The 20,590-nt window shown below is 61.3% G+C and carries 24 protein-coding genes and 1 pseudogene; 12 read left to right on the plus strand and 13 right to left on the minus strand.

Going from position 1 to position 20,590, the window contains the following annotated elements:
• The first annotated feature begins 44 nt into the window (after positions 1–44).
• The 7 genes from LQK84_RS01725 to LQK84_RS01755 all read left to right on the plus strand — a co-directional run bounded on the left by LQK84_RS01725 (position 45) and on the right by LQK84_RS01755 (position 3,463).
• The gene (locus tag LQK84_RS01725) at positions 45–605 is read left to right on the plus strand and encodes an RBBP9/YdeN family alpha/beta hydrolase (RefSeq protein ID WP_230826870.1); all 561 of its coding nucleotides are present in this window, start codon (positions 45–47) and stop codon (positions 603–605) included.
• 136 nt (positions 606–741) lie between these two features.
• Entirely contained in the window at positions 742–1,506 is a 765-nt protein-coding gene (purC, locus tag LQK84_RS01730) for a phosphoribosylaminoimidazolesuccinocarboxamide synthase (RefSeq protein ID WP_112627588.1), read from the plus strand.
• 19 nt (positions 1,507–1,525) lie between these two features.
• Entirely contained in the window at positions 1,526–1,768 is a 243-nt protein-coding gene (gene purS / locus LQK84_RS01735; protein ID WP_230826871.1) for a phosphoribosylformylglycinamidine synthase subunit PurS, read from the plus strand.
• Between the two features lie 17 nt (positions 1,769–1,785).
• Positions 1,786–1,989 (plus strand): hypothetical protein, encoded by a 204-nt coding sequence (locus tag LQK84_RS01740; RefSeq protein WP_230826872.1) that lies wholly within the window; start codon positions 1,786–1,788, stop codon positions 1,987–1,989.
• On the plus strand, positions 1,986–2,243 hold the full coding sequence (locus LQK84_RS01745; protein WP_230826873.1) for a hypothetical protein: 258 nt from the start codon (positions 1,986–1,988) through the stop codon (positions 2,241–2,243). Before LQK84_RS01740 ends, LQK84_RS01745 begins: the two co-directional genes overlap by 4 nt.
• 119 nt (positions 2,244–2,362) lie before the next feature.
• Positions 2,363–3,034, plus strand: coding sequence for a phosphoribosylformylglycinamidine synthase subunit PurQ (gene purQ, locus LQK84_RS01750; RefSeq protein ID WP_230826874.1), 672 nt, complete (start codon positions 2,363–2,365; stop codon positions 3,032–3,034).
• Between the two features lie 24 nt (positions 3,035–3,058).
• Entirely contained in the window at positions 3,059–3,463 is a 405-nt protein-coding gene (locus LQK84_RS01755) for a hypothetical protein (RefSeq protein ID WP_230826875.1), read from the plus strand.
• Between the two features lie 16 nt (positions 3,464–3,479).
• Here the strand turns inward: LQK84_RS01755 and LQK84_RS01760 are convergent, their stop codons facing one another.
• The 5 genes from LQK84_RS01760 to LQK84_RS01780 form a co-directional block, all read right to left on the minus strand.
• Positions 3,480–4,307 (minus strand): SDR family oxidoreductase, encoded by an 828-nt coding sequence (locus LQK84_RS01760; protein WP_230826876.1) that lies wholly within the window; start codon positions 4,305–4,307, stop codon positions 3,480–3,482.
• A 25-nt stretch (positions 4,308–4,332) separates the two neighbouring features.
• Complete coding sequence (locus LQK84_RS01765; protein WP_230826877.1) at positions 4,333–5,520, minus strand: phytanoyl-CoA dioxygenase family protein; 1,188 nt, start codon at positions 5,518–5,520, stop codon at positions 4,333–4,335.
• A gap of 141 nt (positions 5,521–5,661) precedes the next feature.
• Positions 5,662–6,231: a cytochrome b gene (locus LQK84_RS01770; RefSeq protein WP_230826878.1), complete on the minus strand. Its 570-nt coding sequence runs from the start codon at positions 6,229–6,231 to the stop codon at positions 5,662–5,664.
• Positions 6,232–6,249: 18 nt separating this feature from the next.
• Complete coding sequence (locus LQK84_RS01775; protein ID WP_230826879.1) at positions 6,250–6,669, minus strand: GFA family protein; 420 nt, start codon at positions 6,667–6,669, stop codon at positions 6,250–6,252.
• A gap of 100 nt (positions 6,670–6,769) precedes the next feature.
• The gene (locus LQK84_RS01780) at positions 6,770–8,146 is read right to left on the minus strand and encodes a class II 3-deoxy-7-phosphoheptulonate synthase (protein WP_230827273.1); all 1,377 of its coding nucleotides are present in this window, start codon (positions 8,144–8,146) and stop codon (positions 6,770–6,772) included.
• Between the two features lie 221 nt (positions 8,147–8,367).
• On the opposite strand from LQK84_RS01780, the gene LQK84_RS01785 reads away from it, so the two are divergent.
• Positions 8,368–9,228 carry an alpha/beta hydrolase family protein gene (locus LQK84_RS01785; protein WP_230826880.1) on the plus strand — a complete coding sequence of 287 codons (861 nt, stop codon included), beginning with the start codon at positions 8,368–8,370 and terminating at the stop codon, positions 9,226–9,228.
• A gap of 10 nt (positions 9,229–9,238) precedes the next feature.
• Here the strand turns inward: LQK84_RS01785 and LQK84_RS01790 are convergent, their stop codons facing one another.
• The 4 genes and pseudogenes from LQK84_RS01790 to rpiA all read right to left on the minus strand — a co-directional run bounded on the left by LQK84_RS01790 (position 9,239) and on the right by rpiA (position 13,392).
• Positions 9,239–10,096, minus strand: coding sequence for a LysR family transcriptional regulator (locus LQK84_RS01790; protein WP_230826881.1), 858 nt, complete (start codon positions 10,094–10,096; stop codon positions 9,239–9,241).
• 313 nt (positions 10,097–10,409) lie between these two features.
• The gene (gor, locus tag LQK84_RS01795) at positions 10,410–11,795 is read right to left on the minus strand and encodes a glutathione-disulfide reductase (RefSeq protein WP_230826882.1); all 1,386 of its coding nucleotides are present in this window, start codon (positions 11,793–11,795) and stop codon (positions 10,410–10,412) included.
• 326 nt (positions 11,796–12,121) lie between these two features.
• Positions 12,122–12,676, minus strand: a pseudogene (locus LQK84_RS01800) (DUF2059 domain-containing protein); the annotation flags it as partial.
• Between the two features lie 17 nt (positions 12,677–12,693).
• Positions 12,694–13,392 carry a ribose-5-phosphate isomerase RpiA gene (rpiA, locus tag LQK84_RS01805; protein ID WP_230826883.1) on the minus strand — a complete coding sequence of 233 codons (699 nt, stop codon included), beginning with the start codon at positions 13,390–13,392 and terminating at the stop codon, positions 12,694–12,696.
• A gap of 173 nt (positions 13,393–13,565) precedes the next feature.
• Here rpiA and LQK84_RS01810 point away from each other — a divergent pair, with 173 nt between their 5' ends.
• Positions 13,566–14,243, plus strand: a complete 678-nt coding sequence (locus tag LQK84_RS01810; RefSeq protein WP_230826884.1) for an HAD family hydrolase — start codon at positions 13,566–13,568, stop codon at positions 14,241–14,243.
• A gap of 49 nt (positions 14,244–14,292) precedes the next feature.
• Here the strand turns inward: LQK84_RS01810 and LQK84_RS01815 are convergent, their stop codons facing one another.
• From LQK84_RS01815 to LQK84_RS01830, 4 genes are all read right to left on the minus strand, one after another.
• Positions 14,293–16,182 carry a L,D-transpeptidase family protein gene (locus LQK84_RS01815; RefSeq protein WP_442966857.1) on the minus strand — a complete coding sequence of 630 codons (1,890 nt, stop codon included), beginning with the start codon at positions 16,180–16,182 and terminating at the stop codon, positions 14,293–14,295.
• Positions 16,183–16,467: 285 nt separating this feature from the next.
• Complete coding sequence (locus LQK84_RS01820) at positions 16,468–17,142, minus strand: aquaporin (RefSeq protein ID WP_230826886.1); 675 nt, start codon at positions 17,140–17,142, stop codon at positions 16,468–16,470.
• A complete protein-coding gene (locus LQK84_RS01825) occupies positions 17,143–17,655 on the minus strand; it encodes an arsenate reductase ArsC (RefSeq protein WP_230826887.1) in 513 nt (170 codons plus the stop codon).
• A gap of 9 nt (positions 17,656–17,664) precedes the next feature.
• A complete protein-coding gene (locus LQK84_RS01830) occupies positions 17,665–17,997 on the minus strand; it encodes an ArsR/SmtB family transcription factor (RefSeq protein ID WP_230826888.1) in 333 nt (110 codons plus the stop codon).
• A 130-nt stretch (positions 17,998–18,127) separates the two neighbouring features.
• Here LQK84_RS01830 and fumC point away from each other — a divergent pair, with 130 nt between their 5' ends.
• From fumC to LQK84_RS01845, 3 genes are all read left to right on the plus strand, one after another.
• On the plus strand, positions 18,128–19,513 hold the full coding sequence (gene fumC, locus LQK84_RS01835) for a class II fumarate hydratase (RefSeq protein ID WP_230826889.1): 1,386 nt from the start codon (positions 18,128–18,130) through the stop codon (positions 19,511–19,513).
• 137 nt (positions 19,514–19,650) lie between these two features.
• A complete protein-coding gene (locus tag LQK84_RS01840; protein WP_230826890.1) occupies positions 19,651–19,860 on the plus strand; it encodes a hypothetical protein in 210 nt (69 codons plus the stop codon).
• A gap of 33 nt (positions 19,861–19,893) precedes the next feature.
• The gene (locus LQK84_RS01845; protein WP_230826891.1) at positions 19,894–20,490 is read left to right on the plus strand and encodes a Fic family protein; all 597 of its coding nucleotides are present in this window, start codon (positions 19,894–19,896) and stop codon (positions 20,488–20,490) included.
• Positions 20,491–20,590 lie beyond the last annotated feature (100 nt).

Below are 20,590 nucleotides of genomic sequence, written 5' to 3' on the forward strand. Positions count from 1 at the left end.
TTCGGGTTCTTGACGATTGCGCAAGGAAGGCAGACATAAGGGCTATGAAAGTATCGGACGTCGAAATTCTCATTATTCCCGGCTACACCAATTCCGGTCCCGGTCATTGGCAGACACGCTGGGAAAACAAGCTCTCCACCGCGCGCCGCGTCGAGCAGGCCGAATGGTCCAAGCCCGTGCGCGAGGACTGGGTTGCGCGTGTCGCCGAAGAGGTGAATGCGGCGGAAAAGCCGGTCGTGCTGGTTGCCCATTCGCTGGGCGTGCCGGCCGTCGTCCATGCCGTGCCGCTGTTCAAGAAGCCTGTTGCCGGCGCCTTCTTCGTTGCGCCGCCGGACGTGGCCAACCCGACGATCCGGCCGAAGCATCTGATGACGTTCGGCCCCTATCCGCGCGAACCGCTGCCCTTCCCGTCCATGACGGTGGCCAGCCGCAACGATCCGTTCGGGACGTTCGAACATGCCGACGAGATTGCCGCTGCCTGGGGCTCGCTTCTCCTCGATGCGGGCGAATCCGGCCATATCAATGCCGATTCCGGGCATGGCCCGTGGCCGGAAGGCACGATGACTTTCGCGCAGTTCCTGAGCAATCTCAGGCCGCCGAACTGAACCCTTGGTGGACGAAACCGGGGATCGCGGAAGCCAAGCGTTGTTAAATGCCCCAAGATCGGCTAAGGAGCCGCAAAACTTAAAACAAGCATGTCGAGTCATTCCAGCGACATGCGCCGAACAGGTCGATTATTTCATGAACCGTCGCCGCCGTATCTACGAAGGCAAGGCCAAGATCCTTTACGAAGGACCTGAGCCGGGCACCCTGATCCAGTTCTTCAAGGATGATGCCACCGCCTTCAACGCCAAGAAGCATGCCGTCATCGACGGCAAGGGCGTGCTGAACAACCGCATCAGCGAGTTTATCTTCTCGCATCTGAACCGCATGGGCATTCCGACGCACTTCATTCGTCGGCTGAACATGCGCGAGCAGCTGATCAAGGAAGTCGAGATCATTCCGCTCGAGATCGTCGTGCGCAATGTCGCCGCCGGCTCGCTCTCGACCCGCCTCGGTATCGAGGAAGGCGTGGTTCTGCCGCGCTCGATCATCGAGTTCTACTTCAAGTCGGACCAGCTCAGCGACCCGATGGTCTCCGAAGAGCACATCACGGCCTTCGGCTGGGCAAGCCCGCAAGAGCTTGACGACATCATGGCGCTCGCCATCCGCTGCAACGACTTTCTCTCGGGTCTCTTCCTCGGCGCCGGCATCCAGCTTGTCGATTTCAAGATCGAATGCGGCCGCCTTTTCGAAGGCGACATGATGCGCATCGTTCTGGCCGACGAGATTTCGCCGGACAGCTGTCGCCTCTGGGACATCGAGACCAAGAAGCGCATGGACAAGGACATCTTCCGCAAGGATCTCGGCGGGCTGATCGAGGCCTATCAGGAAGTCGCCCGTCGTCTCGGCATCATCAACGAAAACGAGCCTGTGCGCGGCACGGGTCCGGTTCTGGTCAAGTAAAACCGTCAGGGGATTAGACGTGATCAAGGCACGCGTAACCGTCACGCTGAAAAATGGCGTTCTCGACCCGCAGGGCAAGGCAATCGAAGGCGCGCTCGGCGCGCTCGGCTTCGATGGCGTCGGCCATGTCCGCCAGGGCAAGGTCTTCGACATCGAGATCGACAGCGCCGACAAGGCCAAGGCCGAAGCCGACCTGAAGGCCATGTGCGAGAAACTTCTGGCGAACACGGTAATTGAGAATTATACTATCGCTCTCAATTAAAGGTGGAGCGACAGGCCGTGTCGACGATCACGACCGAGATGATATACGAAGAGCTGTTGAAGCTTGATGAGAAGTCACGTCGGCTCAATGAGGACCTGCAGGAGCTTCGCGCTACATCTCGCGAGACGTTGAAGCTTCTCGCCGAGGGGCAGGCGCGAAACGATGCTCAGAAGGCGCGCCTGTTCGGTGATCGAATGGGAACCCTGACGGGTCTCAAATGAGTGAAGTTCGCCAGGAACTGCTGCAAGAACTCTTACGGCGCTTGCATGCACGTAGTGACGAAACAGACAGATCCATTCGCGACCTCCGAACCGACAACATCGCACTCAGACGCCTCGTGGCCGCGCAGCAGGTCGACATCAGCAACCTTCACGAACTCATCCACAATCTGGAAGAGCGATTGCTGCGCACGGAAAGACGGCTCGATCTGCGCGAATTTTCTGAAGCCGCACAGGATCGCTATTCTGTTGATTAGGCGCCGGCGAAGTTTTGGGGACCGGGTGGAAAATCCAATTGACGATCCAGCCGCATGGACCTATTGCCACCACTATTCGAAAGAGACTTGCTTTCGAGAACACTGGAGCTTTGAAAGCCATGAAATCTGCCGTCGTTCAGCTTCCCGGGCTTAATCGTGACCGCGACATGATCGCGGCGCTGACCAAGATTTCGGGCAAGGCGCCCGTCACGGTCTGGCAGACGGAAACGGAGTTGCCGGATGTCGATCTGATCGTGATCCCCGGTGGCTTCTCCTATGGCGACTATCTGCGCTGCGGCGCGATTGCGGCGCGCATGCCGGTCATACAGGCGATCCGCGAGAAGGCGGAACAGGGCGTCAAGGTTCTGGGCGTCTGCAACGGTTTCCAGATCCTGCTCGAAGCCGGCATGCTGCCAGGCGCGCTGATGCGCAATGCTTCGCTGAAATTCGTCTGCCGCGAAGTCAAGCTCGAAGTCGCCAATGCCGAGACGGCCTTCACCCGCGCCTATGCCAAAGGTCAGGTGCTGCGTTGCCCCGTCGCGCATCACGACGGCAACTATTTCGCCGATGCCGAGACGCTGAAGGCGATGGAAGACAAGGGCCAGGTCGTGTTCCGCTATGCCGAAGGCACCAATCCGAACGGCTCGATGAACGACATTGCCGGCGTGATCAATGCCAGGGGCAATGTGCTCGGCATGATGCCGCATCCGGAAAACCTGATCGAAGCCGCCCATGGCGGTTCGGACGGCCGTGGCCTTTTTGCCTCGGCGCTCGACGTCATCGCCGCCTGATTTCTCAAGACCACAAGGTTTTCCATGCGCGCCTTTCTCAAGCTCTCCGCCGCAGTCGTGCTGTCTGCCGCGGCACTGTCCTCCTGCCAGTCGCAGAAGGCTGCGCAAGCCCCGACAACCGTTCGCTCCGCCGCCCTGCCCGTGATGGAGCGCATTACGACCGGCGCGAATGCCTGCTGGTTCCGCACCAAGGATCCGGCTTTCGCACGATACAGGATGGCGCCGGAGCTGAATTCCTTCAGCGGCAAGCCGCGCCTGCTGCTTGTTGCCAAGCATAGCCCGGAATCGCGTCCGCTGCTCGTCATCATGGCCGAGGGCGATCCGGCACGGCTGCAGGCCTTTGGGCCGCTGATGCAGGGCGAGCTGCACGCCAAGATCTCGGCCGGTGTCAACCATTGGGCACGCGGCAACGCTGGCTGCCCCGGCTGATCCCTCCTAACCCGCGTCAGAGTGTCATCGGTGCTGATGGCGCGGGTCCGGACTCATACCCTCCCCAGACAACCTGATCGAAACAGATCGCCGAGCCGGTCATCAGTCCGGATTCCGGCGAGGACAGATAGGCGCAGGCGCGCGCCACTTCCTGCGGATCGACCAGCCGACCAAAGGGCTGAGCAGCGGCGGCCTTCTTGAGCCAATCGTCTGACGCCCCGTGATAGTCGCGCTGGATGCGATCCTCGCCGTCAGACGCCATCCAGCCGATATTCAGCTGGTTGACGCGGATGCGGTTCTTCAGCAGCGAGAAGGCCGTGTTCTTCGTCAGAGTCTCGAGCGCGCCCTTCGACGCGCAATAGGCCGAGAGAAACGGCTGGCCGGCCATGGCTGACATCGAGCCGATATTGACGATCGTGCCCTCCACCTTGTCACGGATCATCATCTTCACCGCTTCCTGCATGAGAAAGAAAGGCGCGCGTACATTGATCGCGAACATGCGGTCGAAAAGCTCCGGCGATGTGTCGATAATCGAGCCGCGATCGGTAATCGCCGCAACGTTGACGAGGGCATCGACGCGACCAAACCGTTCGTCGCAAGCCTTCATGACTTCTGCAGGTGCATCAGCGGAGCCGAGGTCGGCAGCGACGAAATGGACCGGCACGCCGGTTGCTGACGAGATCGCAGCGGCAACGGCCTCGCCCTTCTCCTTCGACCGACCACAGGTGACAATTCCGGCAGCCCCACGCTCGGCAAAGAGCCGGGCGACCGCCGCTCCCAAACCCTGCGTGCCGCCAGTGATGACGGCCACGCGGCCGTCCAGACGCGCATAATTTTCACTCATGACTGATCCTCTTCCCCTGCTTCGCTCAGCTTTGACGTTTCTCGTCATAGGCGGCAAGGGCCGCTTCGAAACGTTCAGTCGTCCAGCCCTCGGAAAGAGCCTCGGCCATAAGGATCGATTGCGGCTTTGGGGCGATGCCGCCGATCGGCGGGTCGCGGTCGAGATTGGTCGGGAAGGAATAGCTCTCTGCTGAAGCCACGATGGCATTGGAGATGCCCGCCGCGTCCAGCCTCCCCTCGCCCTTCAGCTTGACGAGCGCCGGATAGAGCTCGGCGCACATACGTGTCCGGTTGACCGTTTCCATGGCGCGGCCGAAGGCGGACGAGACCTGGAGCAGGTTGGCAACCCGCAGGATGTCCTTGGAGATGTTGGAGCCGGCGGCATGGAAAAGCGCCGGATTGAAGAAGACGACGTCGCCCTTCTCCAGCGGCAATTGCACGTGGTTGGCGGCGAAATAGTCCTTGAACTCCTGCCTTTCCAGCGCGACATAGCCCGGCTCGTAGGCTTGGCTGAAGGGCAGGAAGAGCGTCGGGCCGCTTTCGAGCGGCATGTCACAATGGGCGACTGCGCCCTGCAGTGTCAGCACGGGAGAGAGCTGATGAACATGCGCCGGGTAGCGACCGATCTGCGCGGCCGTCAGGAAGCCGAGATGGTAGTCGCGATGCGGGGTCTGCGACGCGCCGCCGGGGTTCACGCGGTTCACTTGCGCGGTCATCTGGTAGGCCGGGCCAAGCCAGGCGCGGCTGACCAGTTCGATGATCGGGTTGGCATAGTAGAGCGCGAAATTCTCCGGATCCGCCAGGCAATGCTTCTCCAGCGAGTTCCAGATGCGGTCATTGGCGCCGGGCTTGGCGAAATGATCGCCACCGCCAGTCTTGGTGCGGTGCTGCTCGTCAATGATGTCGGCGAAGACCCGGCTTGCACGATCGATCACCGCGAGATCGGTGAAGGCGCGCTTGAAGACAGCAACGCCGGGACCCTGCATGAGGAGATCGCAAAGCTCGGCCAGGACCGCCTCTTCATCTGCACTGGCTGCCTTTCCGAGCGCCGCGCTGTCGTAGATGACGACATTCTTCTCGATGGCGCTCGCGTTCGGATAGTCGGCGAGATTGGCCGTCCGCTCTACCAGACGGCGGAATTCGTCAAGACGGCAATCGTTTGGCGTCAGACCATAGCGCCGGCTTTGCGGCTCCAGCTTGCGTGCAGCTTCCATGTTTTCCTCCCATGAAGCATGTGGCAGGCGGCCACTCCCTGCCGCCGAGATAATTTCCGGTGGGTCACCTGAAATTATCTCTCCATTTGTTTCTCCGCAGTCCTGACGCAAAACCGCTAAAGCACTTTTGCTGGACATGCTCTATTCATCGATCAGGCTGCGCCCCGGCAGCAGCATGCGGACCATCAATCCGTCCTTCAGCGTGAACTGATGGCGCAGCGCCGCGAGCGCGTGCACCGCCGCCAGAATTAGCATGAAATAGGCCAGGAAGGCGTGAAAAACGCTCCAGATTCCAGCGGCGTGGAGGGACGCGCCGAGCCCGAAGCGCGGTAGGGCAAACAGGCCGAAGATCTGGAAAGGCAGAAGTCCGCCCATCGTCGACACGAGCAGCCAGCCGGTCAGCGGAATGATGCCGAACAGCGCCAGAAGCAGAACGTGGCTGGCGCGGGGCAGTCTGCGCTCCCCCTGCTGCATGCCGCCCGGCAGCGCCGGGCGTCGATTGCACAGGGTCCAGACGATCCTGATAGCCCACAGAGCAAGAATGAGAATGCCGATCGAGACATGGCGTGCGATTAAAGCCTGCTTTGCGGCAAGGACCGGTTCGCTCTCCATGGTCAGACCGATCCAGAACTGGATGAGAAACAGCGCCGCCATGATCCAGTGAAAGAGAATGGAAACGAGGCCGAAGCTCTTTTCCGTATTCAGGATCATTGCGCTTTTCTCTCGTATTTATCCGGCAGTCTGAATGACCGGGCTTGCGCCGGGATAGGCCGGAGCGCCTTCCGGGATATCATAATAGTCGCCCTTGTCGGCGCAATAGATATGCTGGTCGATGATCAGGCCCGTGCCGCCGTCAAACGTCCCCGCCCCGATGGACGTGTAGTCAAGGCTTTCCATCTTCCAGAAGAGGAAGGAGCCGCAAGTCTTGCAGAAGCCCCGGCGAATGCCCGGTGTGGCGCTGTACCACATGACGCTCTCATCACCGTCGACTGTCAGATCCACATCCGGCACGTTCGTGGCCGCCCAATAGTGACCGGACTGCCTGCGGCACTGCGTGCAATGGCAGGCAACGACGGCGCGCAGTGCACCCCGCGCCCTGAACCGCACCGCTCCGCAAAGACAGCCGCCTTCGTGTGTTTCGCCCGCCATGCCTCTCGCGCTCCCTGCAATAAGAAAATCCGGGAGCAAGCTTCACGCATTGCTCCCGGACAATCAAATTCGAAACGCTGAGGCAGAGGCTCAGGAAAACTTAGCCGTTAGCCACCAGCGCACGCTTCTCGTCATGGCTCTGCTTCATCCGCTCGGCGATGAGGAAGGCCAGTTCGAGTGCCTGATCCGCGTTGAGGCGCGGGTCGCAATGCGTGTGGTAGCGATCGCCTAGATCCGTGCCGGTCAGCGCGCGGGCACCGCCCGTGCATTCCGTCACGTCCTTGCCGGTCATCTCGATATGGATGCCGCCCGGATGCGTGCCTTCGGAGCGATGGATCTGGAAGAAGCTTTCGACTTCCGACAGGATGCGTTCGAAGGGGCGCGTCTTGTAGTTGTTGAGCGTTATCGTGTTGCCATGCATCGGATCGCAGGACCAGACGACCTTCTTGCCTTCCTTCTCCACGGCGCGGATGAGGCGCGGCAGATGTTCGGCAATCTTGTCATGGCCGAAGCGGCAGATCAGCGTCAGGCGGCCGGCTTCGTTGGCGGGGTTCAGCAGATCGATCAGCTCGATCAGGCCTTCAGCCGACAGCGACGGGCCGCATTTCAAACCGATCGGGTTCTTGATGCCACGGCAGTATTCGACATGGGCATGGTCGGGCTGGCGCGTACGGTCGCCGATCCAGATCATGTGGCCGGAGGTCGCGTACCAGTCGCCCGACGTCGAGTCGACGCGGGTCAGCGCCTGCTCATAGCCGAGAAGCAGGGCTTCGTGGCTGGTGAAGAAATCGGTCTCGCGCAGGACATGGTTGTTCTCGGACGTGATGCCGATGGCGCGCATGAATTCCATGGTCTCGGAAATGCGCTCGGCAAGCTTGCGATAACGCTCGCCCTGCGGCGATTCCTTGACAAAGCCAAGCATCCACTGATGCACGTTATCCAGGTTGGCATAGCCACCCATGGCGAAGGCGCGCAGCAGGTTCAGCGTCGCGGCAGACTGGCGGTATGCCATGATCTGGCGTTCCGGGTTCGGAATGCGGGCTTCCTCGGTGAATTCGATGCCGTTGATGATGTCGCCGCGATAGCTCGGCAGCTCGACATCGCCCTGGCGCTCGATATTGGACGAACGCGGCTTGGCGAACTGGCCGGCAATGCGGCCGACCTTGACGACCGGCATCTGCGCACCGAAGGTCAGCACAACAGCCATCTGGAGGAAGGCGCGGAAGAAGTCGCGGATATTGTCCGCGCCATGCTCTGCGAAGCTCTCGGCGCAGTCGCCGCCCTGCAGCAGGAAGCTGTCGCCATTGGCGACGCTGGCAAGCGCCGTCTTGAGGCGGCGGGCTTCACCGGCGAAGACCAGCGGCGGATAGGTGGCAAGACGCTCTTCAGTCGACTTCAGCGCGGCGGCATCCGGATAATCGGGCACCTGCTGAATGGGCTTCTGCCTCCAGCTCTGCGGGTTCCAGTTCCTCGTCATTTCACTCACCCTTCCCTCGCGGCAACGCAAAGCTTTCGCTGCGGCCCGCATATTTTCGAATTTGGCCGGCTTATACCCGCAGTTTAAGGTTTTGCAAAGGATCGCGGCCCGCGAATTGTGACGGCTGTGGCGCGTTTGCTTCGCAATCTCTCTTGTCGAGCCGCGGCGATTTTATTAACGTGCACGTAAACGTCAAATCTTGGCTGCATGGGAGGTGCGCCATGAGCATGTCCTATCAGATTCACAGGACAGATATCCGCATCGACGCGGAAGATGGATTTCCGCTTGCCGGCACGCTGACCACCGGTCCCGGCGATGGACCTGCGGCCCTCATCTCCTCCGCAACGGCGGTGCCACGGGGCTTCTACCGCAGCTTTGCCGAAACCCTTGTCACAGAACACGGATTCTCCGCCACACTCACCTATGACTATCGTGGAACGGGCGGCTCCCGTGATGCGCGGTTCGATGGACGTCGGATCAGCATGCGTGACTGGGCCCACAAGGACCTTCCCGCCGCGCTGGACGCCTTGAAGGCAGTCGTTCCAAGCAAGGCAATTGTGGGGGTCGGGCAATCCTATGGAGGACAGGCGCTTGGTTTGAGCGGACGACATGCCGCGTTCCAGCGCTATCTGATGATCGTCCCCATGTCGGGCTATTGGCGTGGCACGGCAGAGCCCTGGAAGGTGCTGACCTCCATGAACCTCATCGGCGTGCCCTTAGCCGTGCTGACCGGCAGGGTGCCGCAATGGGCGGGCATCGGCATAGAACTGCCCGGCGGCGTCTTTCGCGACTGGGCGCGCTGGTGCCGCGACAAGGATTATTTCTTCAACGACCCTGTCCTCAAGGCGCGTGAGGCCTATGCTGCCGTGACCACGCCCATTCTCGCCATCGGCGTGAAGGACGATCCGTGGGGCACACCGACTGCCATGGACGGACTGATAAAATACTACAGCAATGCACCCGTCGAGCGGCGCTGGGCCGACCCCATCGAGGCAGGCGGAGCGATCGGCCATATCGGTTTCTTCAAGTCGCGCTTCAAGGAGACACTCTGGCCACAGGCGATCGATTGGCTGAAAGGGTGACGATCCGCATTCATGCGCCCCAAAACGCAGCCTTGTGCCTCTTCAGGAAAGCCGCCAGCCGGTCGATGACCGTGCGCACTTCGTCGCGGTGACGATCGTCGTCATGGGCCACAATCCAGAGCGAATGGTCGAGTGACTCAAGCACCTCCCCCTGCCTGGCCAGTCGAGGGTCGGCATCGCCGACATGAACCGGCAGAACGCCCTGGCAGTCGCTGGCGGCAATCAGCTCAGGCAGCAGAACACGGTCGCCCGTCCACATCATGATATTCGGCTCGTGATTTTCAAAGACCCAGCGGTCGGCAGCAGCCAGGACCGCGTCGGTGCCCATCGATATCCATCGGGCCTCGGCAGGCACCGCAGCGGCGGCACTGCGATAGATGGCATAGCGCATCGTGACAGAACGCAGCGCGGCGAGATTTCCGGATGTGGGGCATTCCGGCAGGATCGCCACATCGGCTGAACGGAAGGTCAGGTCGAAGCCGACGGAGACGGAGTTGCAGCAGATGCGGTAGGAATCGCCAGCCCCACGGATTTCCGCGATCTGGCTTGCCAGAAGCCTTCCTACCCATTTATCGGCAGCGATGGCGACAATCGGCAGCGAGAATGCATCCTGATGCCAGGTCGTGATGCCTTCCGCCACGGCGCGCATGGCACGCACCCGTTCCAAAAGCACCTGACCGTCATGCGCCAGTTCGTATCCCGACTTGCTGCGGCGGAACAGCGTGCGCCCCAGCGTCCGCTCCAGCGCCAGCATGCGACGCCCGATGGTGGGCGCACTGATGCCGGTCCTCGCGGCAGCACCGCTCAAGCCCCCCTCGCGCGCAACCTCCCAGAAAAGCTGCAAATCGTCCCAGCCTGCTTCAGCCATCCGTCATTCCCGTCAAACCCGCTTCCCGGAAACATACCGACTTTCGCGGCGTGTCATATCGTTCATGGATGAAACGGGCTTTTCATTCCACGCTCTACAGTCTGCATTCCAACATCGCTAGCTCAGTCTGAGTACGGACGAAAGGAGCTGACGATGCGTTACAGGTTCAACGCAGGCAAACGGACACACGAACGCCCCCTGCCCGGCACTGCCCTTGAAGACCCGTTGAACGGGCCAGACTGGGCAGGCCTCGGCTGGGCCATTCGGGCGCTGTCATGGCTGGTATCGCCCCGAGCGCGACAGAGAGCGGGGCTTAGACCCGCTCGCCGTTCTTCACGCGGTAGCTCGGCGTGTACATCGTCACGAGTTCTTCCGCCGCCGTCGGATGGACGGCCATGGTGCGGTCAAAGTCGTCCTTCGTGCAGCCGGCCTTCAGTGTGATGCCGAGAAGCTGGGCCATTTCGCCGGCCTCGTGGCCGAGGATATGGGCGCCCACGACTTTGCGGTCGGCGGCGTTGACGATGAGCTTCATGAGCATCTTTTCCGACCGGCCCGAGAGCGTCGCCTTCATCGGGCGGAACTCGGCGCGATACACTTCGAGCTCGGCATATTTCTTGGCGGCATCCTCTTCGGACAGGCCGACCGTGCCGATCTCCGGCTGGGAGAAGACGGCGGTGGCGATCAGGTCGTGATCCGGCGATGTCGGGTTGCCCTTGTACTCCGTCTCGATGAAGCACATGGCCTCGTGGATCGCCACGGGGGTCAGCTGTACCCGGTCGGTGACGTCGCCGAGTGCGAAGATCGACGGCACATTGGTGCGCGAATACTTGTCGACGATGATCGCGCCCTTGTGATCGGTTTCGACACCGGCCTTGTCCAGTCCGAGCCCTTCCGTATTGGGTTCGCGGCCAAGTGCCAGCATGACGAGGCCGACATCGAGCGTGCCGTGGTTCTTGGTACGCGCCGTGAAGCCCTCGCCCGTCTTCGACACCTCTTCGATGAGATCATGGCAGAGCACCTTGATGCCCTTGGCTTCCATCGCGGCATGAACGCCACGGCGCAGGTCCTGATCGAAGCGCGAGAGGATTTCCGCACCACGATAGATCAGCGTCACGTCGACCCCGAGGCCATGGAAGATGTTGGCGAATTCGACGGCGATATAACCGCCGCCGGCAATCAGGATCGACTTCGGCAGTTCTTCCAGATGGAAGGCCTCGTTGGAGGAGATGCAGAATTCATGACCCTTCAGCGCGGCATGCGGGTTCGGGCGTCCGCCGACGGCAACCACGATGCGCTCGGCCGTCACGGTCTTGCCGGTCTTGACGATCTTCACCGTATGGGCGTCGACAAGCTCGGCGCGGCTGTCGATCTGCTCGGCCTTGGCGTTTTCGAGACCCTTGCGATAGAGGCCTTCGAGGCGCGTGATTTCCTTGTCCTTGGCAGCGACCAGCGCCTTCCAGTCGAAGGAGCTTTCACCGACCGTCCAACCGAAACCGGCGGCATCCTCGAAATGTTCGGGGAATTGCGAGGCGTAGACGAAGAGCTTCTTCGGCACGCAGCCGCGGATGACGCATGTGCCGCCGAAGCGATACTCTTCGGCGATTGCGACCTTCTTGCCGAGCGCTGCCGCGACACGGGCCGAGCGGACGCCGCCCGAACCGCCGCCAATGACGAAGAGGTCGTAATCGTAGTTTGACACGTGATGTCTCCTGGAGAGGCCGCGAACCGGGCCGATGCGAAAGGACGATGTTTCCTGTCATTTGGGACGATTTGAGCGCCTTTGCAAGCCGTCCCGAGAGCGGTGCGGATGACACACCGTTCAAACAGAAAGAGCCCGGACTGACCGGGCTCTTGAAAAGCGTTACTGGCCGCTTACTGCTGCGGGGTGGGAGCCTTCTGAGCAGGCGCCTTTTCCTTGGCAGGCGCCTTCTGTGCCGGTGCCTTTTCCTTCGGAGCAGGCGCCTTCTCGGCAGGTGCCTTGGCCGCCGGTGCATCTGCCGCCGGTGCCACATTGTCGCTCTGCGGCTGCACTGCATCCGCCGGAAGCGGAGCCGGAGCCTGACCGGCCTTGATCTTGTCGCCGATCATCTTTTCCAGCTTGTCGCCGGCGCTCTTCGACAGGTCGCGCTGAATGCCGGCGCTCCAGATGTCGGCAGCCTTGAAGAGTTCGCGATTGGCGAGCGGAACGTCCTTCAGGAACTTCTTGCCGACGTCGGAATTGAAGAAGTTGGCAATGGTGTTGAGTTCGTCAGTGGTGAAGGTCTTGGCATAGATCGTTGCCGATTCCTTCTCCAGGTCGCCGCGACGCGCTGCCAGTGCGAGGGCTTCGCTGTCAACCGTGGACGAGATCATGTCCTGATAGTTCGGCGAGGCCTGAATGAAGTTCGCCTTCATCTGCTCCGCGATATTCGGCAGGATCGAATCGAACGGAACGGTCGCGCCAGTTGCCTTGATGGCGGCGTAAGCTGCCTTGAGCTGCTCGTCAGTGACTTCGGCGGCCCTGGAAACGGTTGCGAACCCGAAGCCCGTGACAATGAGTGCGGCGGCCGCAACGCGGCCAAAAGCGGCAAACTTCAACATATAGCTATTAACTCCCGTTATTCTTTCGCTGTCAGCATTCGAGCGCCCGCCGGTCCGGCGATGACGGCAGCAGATGCCAGATTGATGAACAGTCCGTGTTCGACCACACCCGGAATCGCATGCAGCCTGTTGGAAAGGGCCTCTGCATCAGGAATACGGCCAAATGATGCGTCGAGAATGTAATGTCCACCGTCGGTCATGAAGGTTTCCTTCGATGCACCACGGAGCACGATGTCACCTGTCAGACCCAGGGCGGACGCCGCCTTTTCGACGGCAATGCGCGTTGCAGCCAGACCGAACGGATTGACCTCGATCGGCAGCGGAAAATGTCCAAGCGTCTCGACAAGCTTGGTCTCGTCGGCAATCACGATCATCTTGCGGGATGCCGCCGCGACGATCTTCTCGCGCAGCAGGGCACCACCACCGCCCTTGATCAGCCGAAGCTGCCCGTCGACTTCGTCGGCGCCATCGATCGTCAGATCGAGTTCCGGCAGTTCTTCGAGCGACTTGAGCGGTACGCCGAGTTCGAGGCACAGACGCGCCGTACGCTCCGACGTCGGAACCCCCTGGATCCGGAAGCCGTCGGCAACCTTTTCGGCCAGCAGGCGGACGAATTCCTCCGCCGTCGAGCCTGTGCCGATGCCGAGCCGCATCCCGTCTTCAACATGGGCGAGCGCTGCTTCGGCAGCCTTGATCTTCATCTGGCGGGCGTCCATGCGCCAAAAACTCCTGAATTCCTTGGAATGAAGGGGCTTTTACACGGGCGCGAGGGCAAACGGAAGTCCAAATGCAAACATCGTGAAGACAACCCCCGACGGAGTGAACAAGACTTGCGGGCAGAGCACCGCCGCACTATCGAGAGATCGATCATCTCAGGAGCCCTGCCCTCATGCCCGCCACCCCCACCGTTGTCTTCGATCTCGACGGCACGCTCGTCGATACGGCCCCGGACCTGATGGCCGGTCTGAACCATGTGCTTGCGATCGAAGGGATCGAGCCAGTCCATTACGACGACATGACCTTTCTGGTCGGACAAGGTGCTCGCGCGATGATCGAGCGCGGCTTCAAGCTGCGCGGCAGGCCGCTTGTCGAAGCGCGGCTCGGCGAGCTTCTCGATCTCTTCATCCGGCACTATCTGGACGGAATGCCGGGTGAAAGCCTGCCCTATGCCGGCGTCGTGCGGTCGCTGGAGGCGCTGAAGGCTGAAGGCTTCCGCCTTGCCGTCTGCACCAACAAGCTCGAGAAGCTGGCGCTGCCGCTGCTCGAAGGATTGAAGCTGGACATCTATTTCGATGCGATTGCCGGCGGCGACACATTCCCGGTCCGCAAGCCAGATGCGGCGCATATCCTCAAGACGGTGGAGCGCGCGGGTGGCAACGCTGCAGCGAGCGTGATGGTGGGCGACAGCGTCAACGATATCCTGGCAGCTCAGAACGCCGCCATACCCTCGATCGCCGTCCCTTTCGGCTATTCGGATGTGCCGGTCGAGACACTGAACCCGACGCGCATCATCGGTCACTTCGACGAACTGACGCCGGACCTCGTCCGCACCCTTCTCGCCAAATAGAAAACGGCCCGAAGGCCGTTTCCAAAAGATCGTCGTTTCAGCTCTTTGCTCAGCTCTGGGCGCGGGCCTTGCTGGTCGCGTCCATGGCGCGCTGCAGATAGGTGTCGCGATTGTAGACGTCGTCGAAGAACTGGACCTTGCCATCGGCATCCGGCCAGGCGGTGAAATAGGCGACATAGACCGGGATCTTGGTCGGAACCGGAACCGACATGTTCTTGCCGGTTGCGATGTCGGACGCGATCTTGTCCTTGTCGACGCCGAGAACGGCGGCGGCCATGGCGCGCGGATCGGAGAGACGGACACAGCCGTGGCTGAGCGCCCGCATGTCACGCGCGAAGAAGGCCTTCTGCGGCGTATCGTGCATGTAGATCGAGAACTTGTTCGGGAACAGGATCTTCAGCTGGCCGAGCGCGTTGGCGTTGCCCGGGGGCTGGCGCACGTCGACGTCCGGATTGCGACCCCAGTCGAGGCTCGAGGACGAGACGACCTTGCCGCGGACGCTGACTTCATAGCCCATGCGGTCGAGATAGGACGGGTCCTGGCGCAGCTTCGGCATCATCTCGTTGACGATGATCGAGCGCGGCACGCCCCAATAGGGGTTGAACTCGACGGTCTCGATCTGGTCCTGGAAGAAGTTGGTCTGGTGGTTGACGCCACCGACCACGACCTTCATCGCCAGCTGCTGCTTGTTGTCATTGAAGTAGTAGACCATGAAGGCGGGCTGGTTGATGAAGACGCGGCGGCTGCCCAGATCGTTCGGCAGCCAGCGCAGCTGCTCCATCGCATAGATCACCTTGTTGAGCTTGTTGCCCTGCGTCTCGCCACCCTGGAGAGCACGGATCGTGCCCTTGCCGATGACGCCATCAGGCTTCATGCCCTTTTCCTGCTGGAAGGCCTTCACGACATCGACGATCTCCGGCGAATAGTCCGGGGAGCCGGTGTAGGCTTCGAGTGCCATGGCGTTCTCGGCCTTCAGGCTGTCGGAGCCGTGGCGCTTGATGAGTTCGACGATCTTGGAGAGCTCCGGGCTGCTGCCGCCCGGACGCAGGAGCGACGTCAGGTTCACCTGGACCGGCGGCTGCTGGTCGGTGGTCTGGACACCGTTCAGCTTGGCAAGCTCGGCCTTCAGCGCCTGGAACTGCGGGCTCGACGGATCGCGGCTCGACAGATAGGCGGCCACGTCGGGGCTGCGCTGCATGACGGCCAGTGCGCCCTTGAGGTTCACGTCCTTGCGCTTGAATTCGTAGTAGTCGGAAATCCGGTTGGGATCGATGCGACCGCGAACGTCGTCCTGAACATAGGTCAGGACAGCCTTGGTCATTTCCAGCTCGAACGTCATCAGCTTCTGGCGATCGGCAGCGGCATCACCCGACAGAACCGGCTCCTCGACCTTGTAGTCGGCCGGATTGAGGCCGACGTCTCCTGCCTTGCCGAGAACGGAGATGGCCGCGCGCGCGCGGTCCGCCACACCCACGTTGGTGATCCACAGATAGTTGTCGCCCTTGGCGTAGAAGCTTTCCATCGCGGAGGCGACGCCGTCTTCGGCGCGCAGGGATACCGTCACCGGTGCGACCGGCGCAGTCGCGCTATCGGGAGAGACCGAGCCCGTGACCACCGGACCCGCGAAGGCAGGAACCTTCACAAGGCGCTCGGCTTCCGGCTTGTAGGTGAAATATTGCGACTTCTTGACCGTCGGCAGCGGATCCGGGTCGGACGCATCGAAATCGGCCGGCGCGCGCCCGGCGCCAGTGCGTGCTGAGTTGCCGACCGGTCCACCGCCAACAGGGCCCTCCAGGGTAGCGCCGCGTCGGTCGTAGCGGGGCTGGTCGCCGAACAGGATGTCAAAGAGCGAGCGCTGAGCAAAAGCACCCGAGGTCTGCGCGGCAAAGACCACTCCCGTAACAGCGGCGAGCAAGGCGGCTTTGGAGGTCATTTTCATATCAGACTCTGTCCTTCGGCCCACTGGGCCGGCTGAAATTCAATATTCGGAATGCGTAGGGGTCGATCCACTGCTAGCCGAACGAAGAGATAACGGCCATAGGCGCCCGGATATTCCCTTGCCCATTGAACGACGGGATTACTTCCGTTTTGCGGCGGCCTGAAGTGCCTAAACACTTGTTAAAATTATAGGCTTAATTTTTGCTTAAGAAATGAAGGCGCACGCGCGACCAAAGAGGCCGAATCGTTTTTTTCAGCGCTGTGGCAGATAGGGCACGGGATCGTTTCAGGCGGGACGGCGCGCGGCGAACAGCCAGCGCAGCAGGGCAAGTGCAAGAATGCAGCCTGCGATCTGCGCGGCGATGAAGGCGGGTACATCCTGCGGGCGAATGCCCGAAAACGTGTCACTGAGCGCGCGGGCGATGGTCACGGCCGGATTGGCGAAGGACGTCGATGCCGTGAACCAGTAGGCGGCGACAATGAACAGCGCGACTGCCTGCGCAATTGCCTCGGGCCGCGACCGCAACGTGGCGAAGATCGTCAGAACCAGCCCGGCCGTGGCCACTATTTCTGAAACCCATTGGCCGGCACCGAAGCGGGCCTTTGTCGATATCTGCAGGAGCGTGAGATCGAACATCAGATGTGCCAGCCAGACGCCGACTACACCGCCGGCCAGCTGGGCGGCGACATAGAGCGCGGCATGCCTGGGGGCGATGTCACCATGGAGTGAAAAGGCCAGTGTAACCGCCGGATTGAAGTGGGCGCCGGAGACCGGGCCAAGCATGGTGATCAGCACATAGAGGATCGCGCCGGTGGGAATGGTGTTGCCCAGAAGCGCGATGGCCACGTTGCCGCCCGAAAGGGTCTCGGCCATGACGCCCGAGCCAACGACGGTTGCCAGGAGGATTGCCGTGCCGATGAATTCGGCGGCAAGGCGACGGTCGAGCGAGAACGCCTGCATTCAGGCCTCCCGCGCCATCTGCGTTGCGCCGTCCAGCCTGCCGATGTCGGCAAGCGCGCTGCGCAGGTCCTGCGTGGTCATCGATTCCACCGGGAGGCTCGTCAGTGCCCTGACCCGCAGTTCCAGCAGTCGATAGGCCTCTTCGAATGCCGCACGGCGGGCGTCTGCGGTCTCGCCCTGATGCGCCGGGTCGGGAATGCCCCAATGCGCCTTCACCGGCGTACCCGGCCAGAGCGGGCAAGCCTCACCCGCCGCACTGTCGCAGACGGTGATGACGATATCCATCTTCGGCGCGCCGGGCTCGGCAAAGACGTCCCAGCTCTTCGAGGCAAAGGCGGAGATGTCGTATCCCTTGTCCTTCAGCATCGCCAGCCCATCCGGGTTCGGCTCGCCACGCGGATGAGAGCCGGCGGAATAGGCCTTGAAGCGGCCCTCCCCGAGGCGGTTGATCAGCGCCTCGCCAAGGATCGAACGGGCGGAGTTGGCGGTACAGAGAATGAGAATATTGAGCATAAAAGCCTCTCAGCAGCAGCGCTTGAGCGCATCAAAGGCGGGAACGCAGAGCGATGCGTCGCCACCGCAGCAGTCTTCCATCAGAAATCCGAGGAGAGACTGCATCGTGTTCATGTCAGCACGGTAACGGATATGTCGCCCTTCCCGCTCGCTCTCCACCAGCCCCGCCTGCGACAGCACCGAGAGATTGGCGGAAAGCGTGTTCGGCAAGGACGACAGCGCGGCGGCAATGTCGCCCGCAACGGCGCCCTTCGGCCCGAGCTTCACGAGATGCCTGAAAATTTCGAGCCGCTGATCGTGCCCGAGAGCGGAGAGCGCGGCGAGTGCGTTTTTCTTTTCCATATTTCCAGAAATCATGAATTATAGAAATATACAAGGCCCTTAGGATTTTTCCCTTGGGGTTATTTCACTCTGTCTCGCCGCACCTATATTGGCTTCACATCCCTCGCTGCAGCCTTTCCGGAGATCCGCCATGTCCGCCACCCGCACCGAAACCGATACATTCGGCCCGATCGAAGTCGCCAGCGACCGATATTGGGGGGCGCAGGCGGAACGATCGCTCGGCAACTTCAAGATCGGCTGGGAAAAGCAGCCAGCCGCGATCATCCGGGCGCTGGGGCTCATCAAGGAAGCCTCCGCCAAGGCCAACATGAAACTTGGCAAGCTCTCGCCCGAGATCGGCGATGTCATCATCAAGGCGGCGCGCGAAGTGTCTTCCGGCAAGCTGGATGCGCATTTCCCGCTCTCTGTCTGGCAGACGGGCTCCGGCACGCAGACGAACATGAATGTCAACGAGGTGATCTCCAACCGCGCCATCGAGATGCTGGGCGGCCAGATGGGTTCGAAGAACCCGATCCATCCGAACGATCACGTCAACATGAGCCAGTCGTCCAACGATACTTTCCCGACCGCGATGCATGTGGCGGCGGCGACCGAAGTGACCGGGCACCTCATTCCGGCGCTGGAAGAACTGCATGTGGCCCTCGACGCCAAGTGCAAGGAATTCGGCCATATCATCAAGATCGGCCGCACGCATACGCAGGACGCCACGCCGCTGACGCTCGGCCAGGAATTCTCCGGCTATGCGGCACAGGTCGGCACGGCGATCCGCAACATCAGGGCAAGCCTTCCCGGCCTTTACGACCTGGCGCAGGGCGGCACGGCCGTCGGCACGGGGCTCAACGCACCGCAAGGGTTTGCCGAACAGGTTGCCTTCAACATTGCCGAACTGACCGCCCTGCCCTTCATCACAGCGCCCAACAAGTTCGAGGTCATGGCCGCCCATGACGCCATGGTTTTCGTGCATGGCGCGATCAATGCGGCCGCCGTGGCCCTCTTCAAGATTGCCAACGATATCCGCTTCCTGGGCTCGGGCCCGCGCTCCGGCCTCGGCGAACTGGCGCTGCCGGAAAACGAGCCCGGCTCATCCATCATGCCCGGCAAGGTCAACCCGACACAGTCGGAAGCACTGACGCAGGTCTGCGCGCAGATCTTCGGCAATCACGCGACGCTGACCTTCGCAGGAAGCCAGGGCCATTTCGAGCTGAATGTCTACAATCCCGTCATGGCCTACAATTTCCTGCAGTCGGTGCAACTGCTCGGCGACGCCGCCCGTTCCTTCACTGAGCACTGCGTGCGGGGCATCGAGGCGCGCGAGGACAATATCAAGGCTGCGCTGGAACGTTCACTGATGCTGGTGACGGCACTTGCCCCCAAGATCGGCTACGACAACGCCGCCAAGATCGCCAAGACCGCACACAAGAACGGCACGACGCTGCGCGAAGAGGCGCTGAAGAGCGGGCTGGTGAGCGGAGAAGAGTATGACGCGATCGTGCGGCCGGAGCTGATGATCGGGTGAGGCCGGATAGCGGGCTCACCTCCCAAATTCGGGAATTTCGATAGCCGCGACTCGTCGGCTGCGCTAGGATCGCTGGCGAGATGAATTGGGGATTTTCTGTGCCGCTTTGACGAGCACGGCATCCGCAGGAGAACGATATGGTGGCGAGAAAACCCGCTTTGGCTCCGGCTCCCGCCCGGCCCGAGCTCGATGCATTGATTGCAAAGTCGCGGCAGATAAAGCTCACCGAGGAGATGCTTGCTGAGCAACGCGCAAGCTTTGCCTACGGAAATGCTCCCGCAGGCTCGTCAATCACCAAGGAATCCGCTCGGCAATCGGCCAAGACCGTCAGACTTCGCACAGATTAGCAGCGGGGGTCACTGGCGACTGGGAGGGTGGCGATGCTTGTGACTGAAAGCCAATATCCGGATCTCTACGAAGCAATGCTGGAGAAAAACCTCCTCCGGCAATACGACCTTCTCACCAACTTTATCGAAATAGGTATCCAGCAAGGGCCGCAGGCGATCGACAAATATATGTTGTGGGCGCTGAACCATACTGCGGTTGCGGCAATCTCGCAGTTCGGCGGGCGGTTCCGCCAAGAACCGATCTACGTTGGCAGCCATAAGCCGCCGCCATTTGGCGATGTGCCAGATCTCATGGATCGCTTCATTTCCTTCATCCATGAAAACTGGGATAATCTCACGCCTACGCAACTCGCAGGTTATGGGCTGTGGCGGCTTAATTGGATCCATCCCTTCGTCGAAGGTAATGGGCGCACCGCGCGGGCCGTCTGCTATTACCTGCTCTGCGTTCGGATCGGCTCACTATTGCCAGGACGCAAGATCGTGCCCGAGCGGATTCGCGAAAACCGAGGCCCCTATTATGAGGCGCTACGCGAATGCGACCGGCAATGGCATATTGGCCACCTCGACCTTGCTCCGATCGAAGCCTACCTGGCGCCGCTGCTTCAGGCGCAATTGGAAGATGCGGATTAAGCTTTGACGGACTAAACCGTTTGAATGCCGCCAACCCTTCCATCCGGCAATTGCATTTTAAAAATCAGATGATTAGACAGTCTCCGACCTCTTTTTCCCA

The sequence above is a fragment of the Rhizobium sp. C4 genome, assembly GCF_021026315.1.
In the GTDB taxonomy this organism is placed as follows: domain Bacteria; phylum Pseudomonadota; class Alphaproteobacteria; order Rhizobiales; family Rhizobiaceae; genus Ensifer_A.

Excerpts from the sequence above, each read along its gene's own strand:
- LQK84_RS01810 (WP_230826884.1), top strand. The coding sequence starts at position 13,566 with ATGCCCGCCACCCCCACCGTTGTCTTCGATCTCGACGGCACGCTCGTC.
- LQK84_RS01825 (WP_230826887.1), bottom strand. The coding sequence starts at position 17,655 with ATGCTCAATATTCTCATTCTCTGTACCGCCAACTCCGCCCGTTCGATC.
- LQK84_RS01765 (WP_230826877.1), bottom strand. The coding sequence starts at position 5,520 with ATGGAAGCTGCACGCAAGCTGGAGCCGCAAAGCCGGCGCTATGGTCTG.
- LQK84_RS01780 (WP_230827273.1), bottom strand. The coding sequence starts at position 8,146 with ATGACGAGGAACTGGAACCCGCAGAGCTGGAGGCAGAAGCCCATTCAG.
- LQK84_RS01770 (WP_230826878.1), bottom strand. The coding sequence starts at position 6,231 with ATGATCCTGAATACGGAAAAGAGCTTCGGCCTCGTTTCCATTCTCTTT.
- purQ (WP_230826874.1), top strand. The coding sequence starts at position 2,363 with ATGAAATCTGCCGTCGTTCAGCTTCCCGGGCTTAATCGTGACCGCGAC.
- rpiA (WP_230826883.1), bottom strand. The coding sequence starts at position 13,392 with ATGGACGCCCGCCAGATGAAGATCAAGGCTGCCGAAGCAGCGCTCGCC.
- LQK84_RS01790 (WP_230826881.1), bottom strand. The coding sequence starts at position 10,096 with ATGGCTGAAGCAGGCTGGGACGATTTGCAGCTTTTCTGGGAGGTTGCG.
- LQK84_RS01845 (WP_230826891.1), top strand. The coding sequence starts at position 19,894 with ATGCTTGTGACTGAAAGCCAATATCCGGATCTCTACGAAGCAATGCTG.
- LQK84_RS01760 (WP_230826876.1), bottom strand. The coding sequence starts at position 4,307 with ATGAGTGAAAATTATGCGCGTCTGGACGGCCGCGTGGCCGTCATCACT.
- LQK84_RS01725 (WP_230826870.1), top strand. The coding sequence starts at position 45 with ATGAAAGTATCGGACGTCGAAATTCTCATTATTCCCGGCTACACCAAT.
- LQK84_RS01815 (WP_442966857.1), bottom strand. The coding sequence starts at position 16,182 with ATGAAAATGACCTCCAAAGCCGCCTTGCTCGCCGCTGTTACGGGAGTG.
- LQK84_RS01840 (WP_230826890.1), top strand. The coding sequence starts at position 19,651 with ATGGTGGCGAGAAAACCCGCTTTGGCTCCGGCTCCCGCCCGGCCCGAG.
- LQK84_RS01820 (WP_230826886.1), bottom strand. The coding sequence starts at position 17,142 with ATGCAGGCGTTCTCGCTCGACCGTCGCCTTGCCGCCGAATTCATCGGC.
- LQK84_RS01755 (WP_230826875.1), top strand. The coding sequence starts at position 3,059 with ATGCGCGCCTTTCTCAAGCTCTCCGCCGCAGTCGTGCTGTCTGCCGCG.
- LQK84_RS01745 (WP_230826873.1), top strand. The coding sequence starts at position 1,986 with ATGAGTGAAGTTCGCCAGGAACTGCTGCAAGAACTCTTACGGCGCTTG.
- fumC (WP_230826889.1), top strand. The coding sequence starts at position 18,128 with ATGTCCGCCACCCGCACCGAAACCGATACATTCGGCCCGATCGAAGTC.
- LQK84_RS01785 (WP_230826880.1), top strand. The coding sequence starts at position 8,368 with ATGAGCATGTCCTATCAGATTCACAGGACAGATATCCGCATCGACGCG.
- LQK84_RS01830 (WP_230826888.1), bottom strand. The coding sequence starts at position 17,997 with ATGGAAAAGAAAAACGCACTCGCCGCGCTCTCCGCTCTCGGGCACGAT.
- purC (WP_112627588.1), top strand. The coding sequence starts at position 742 with ATGAACCGTCGCCGCCGTATCTACGAAGGCAAGGCCAAGATCCTTTAC.
- LQK84_RS01775 (WP_230826879.1), bottom strand. The coding sequence starts at position 6,669 with ATGGCGGGCGAAACACACGAAGGCGGCTGTCTTTGCGGAGCGGTGCGG.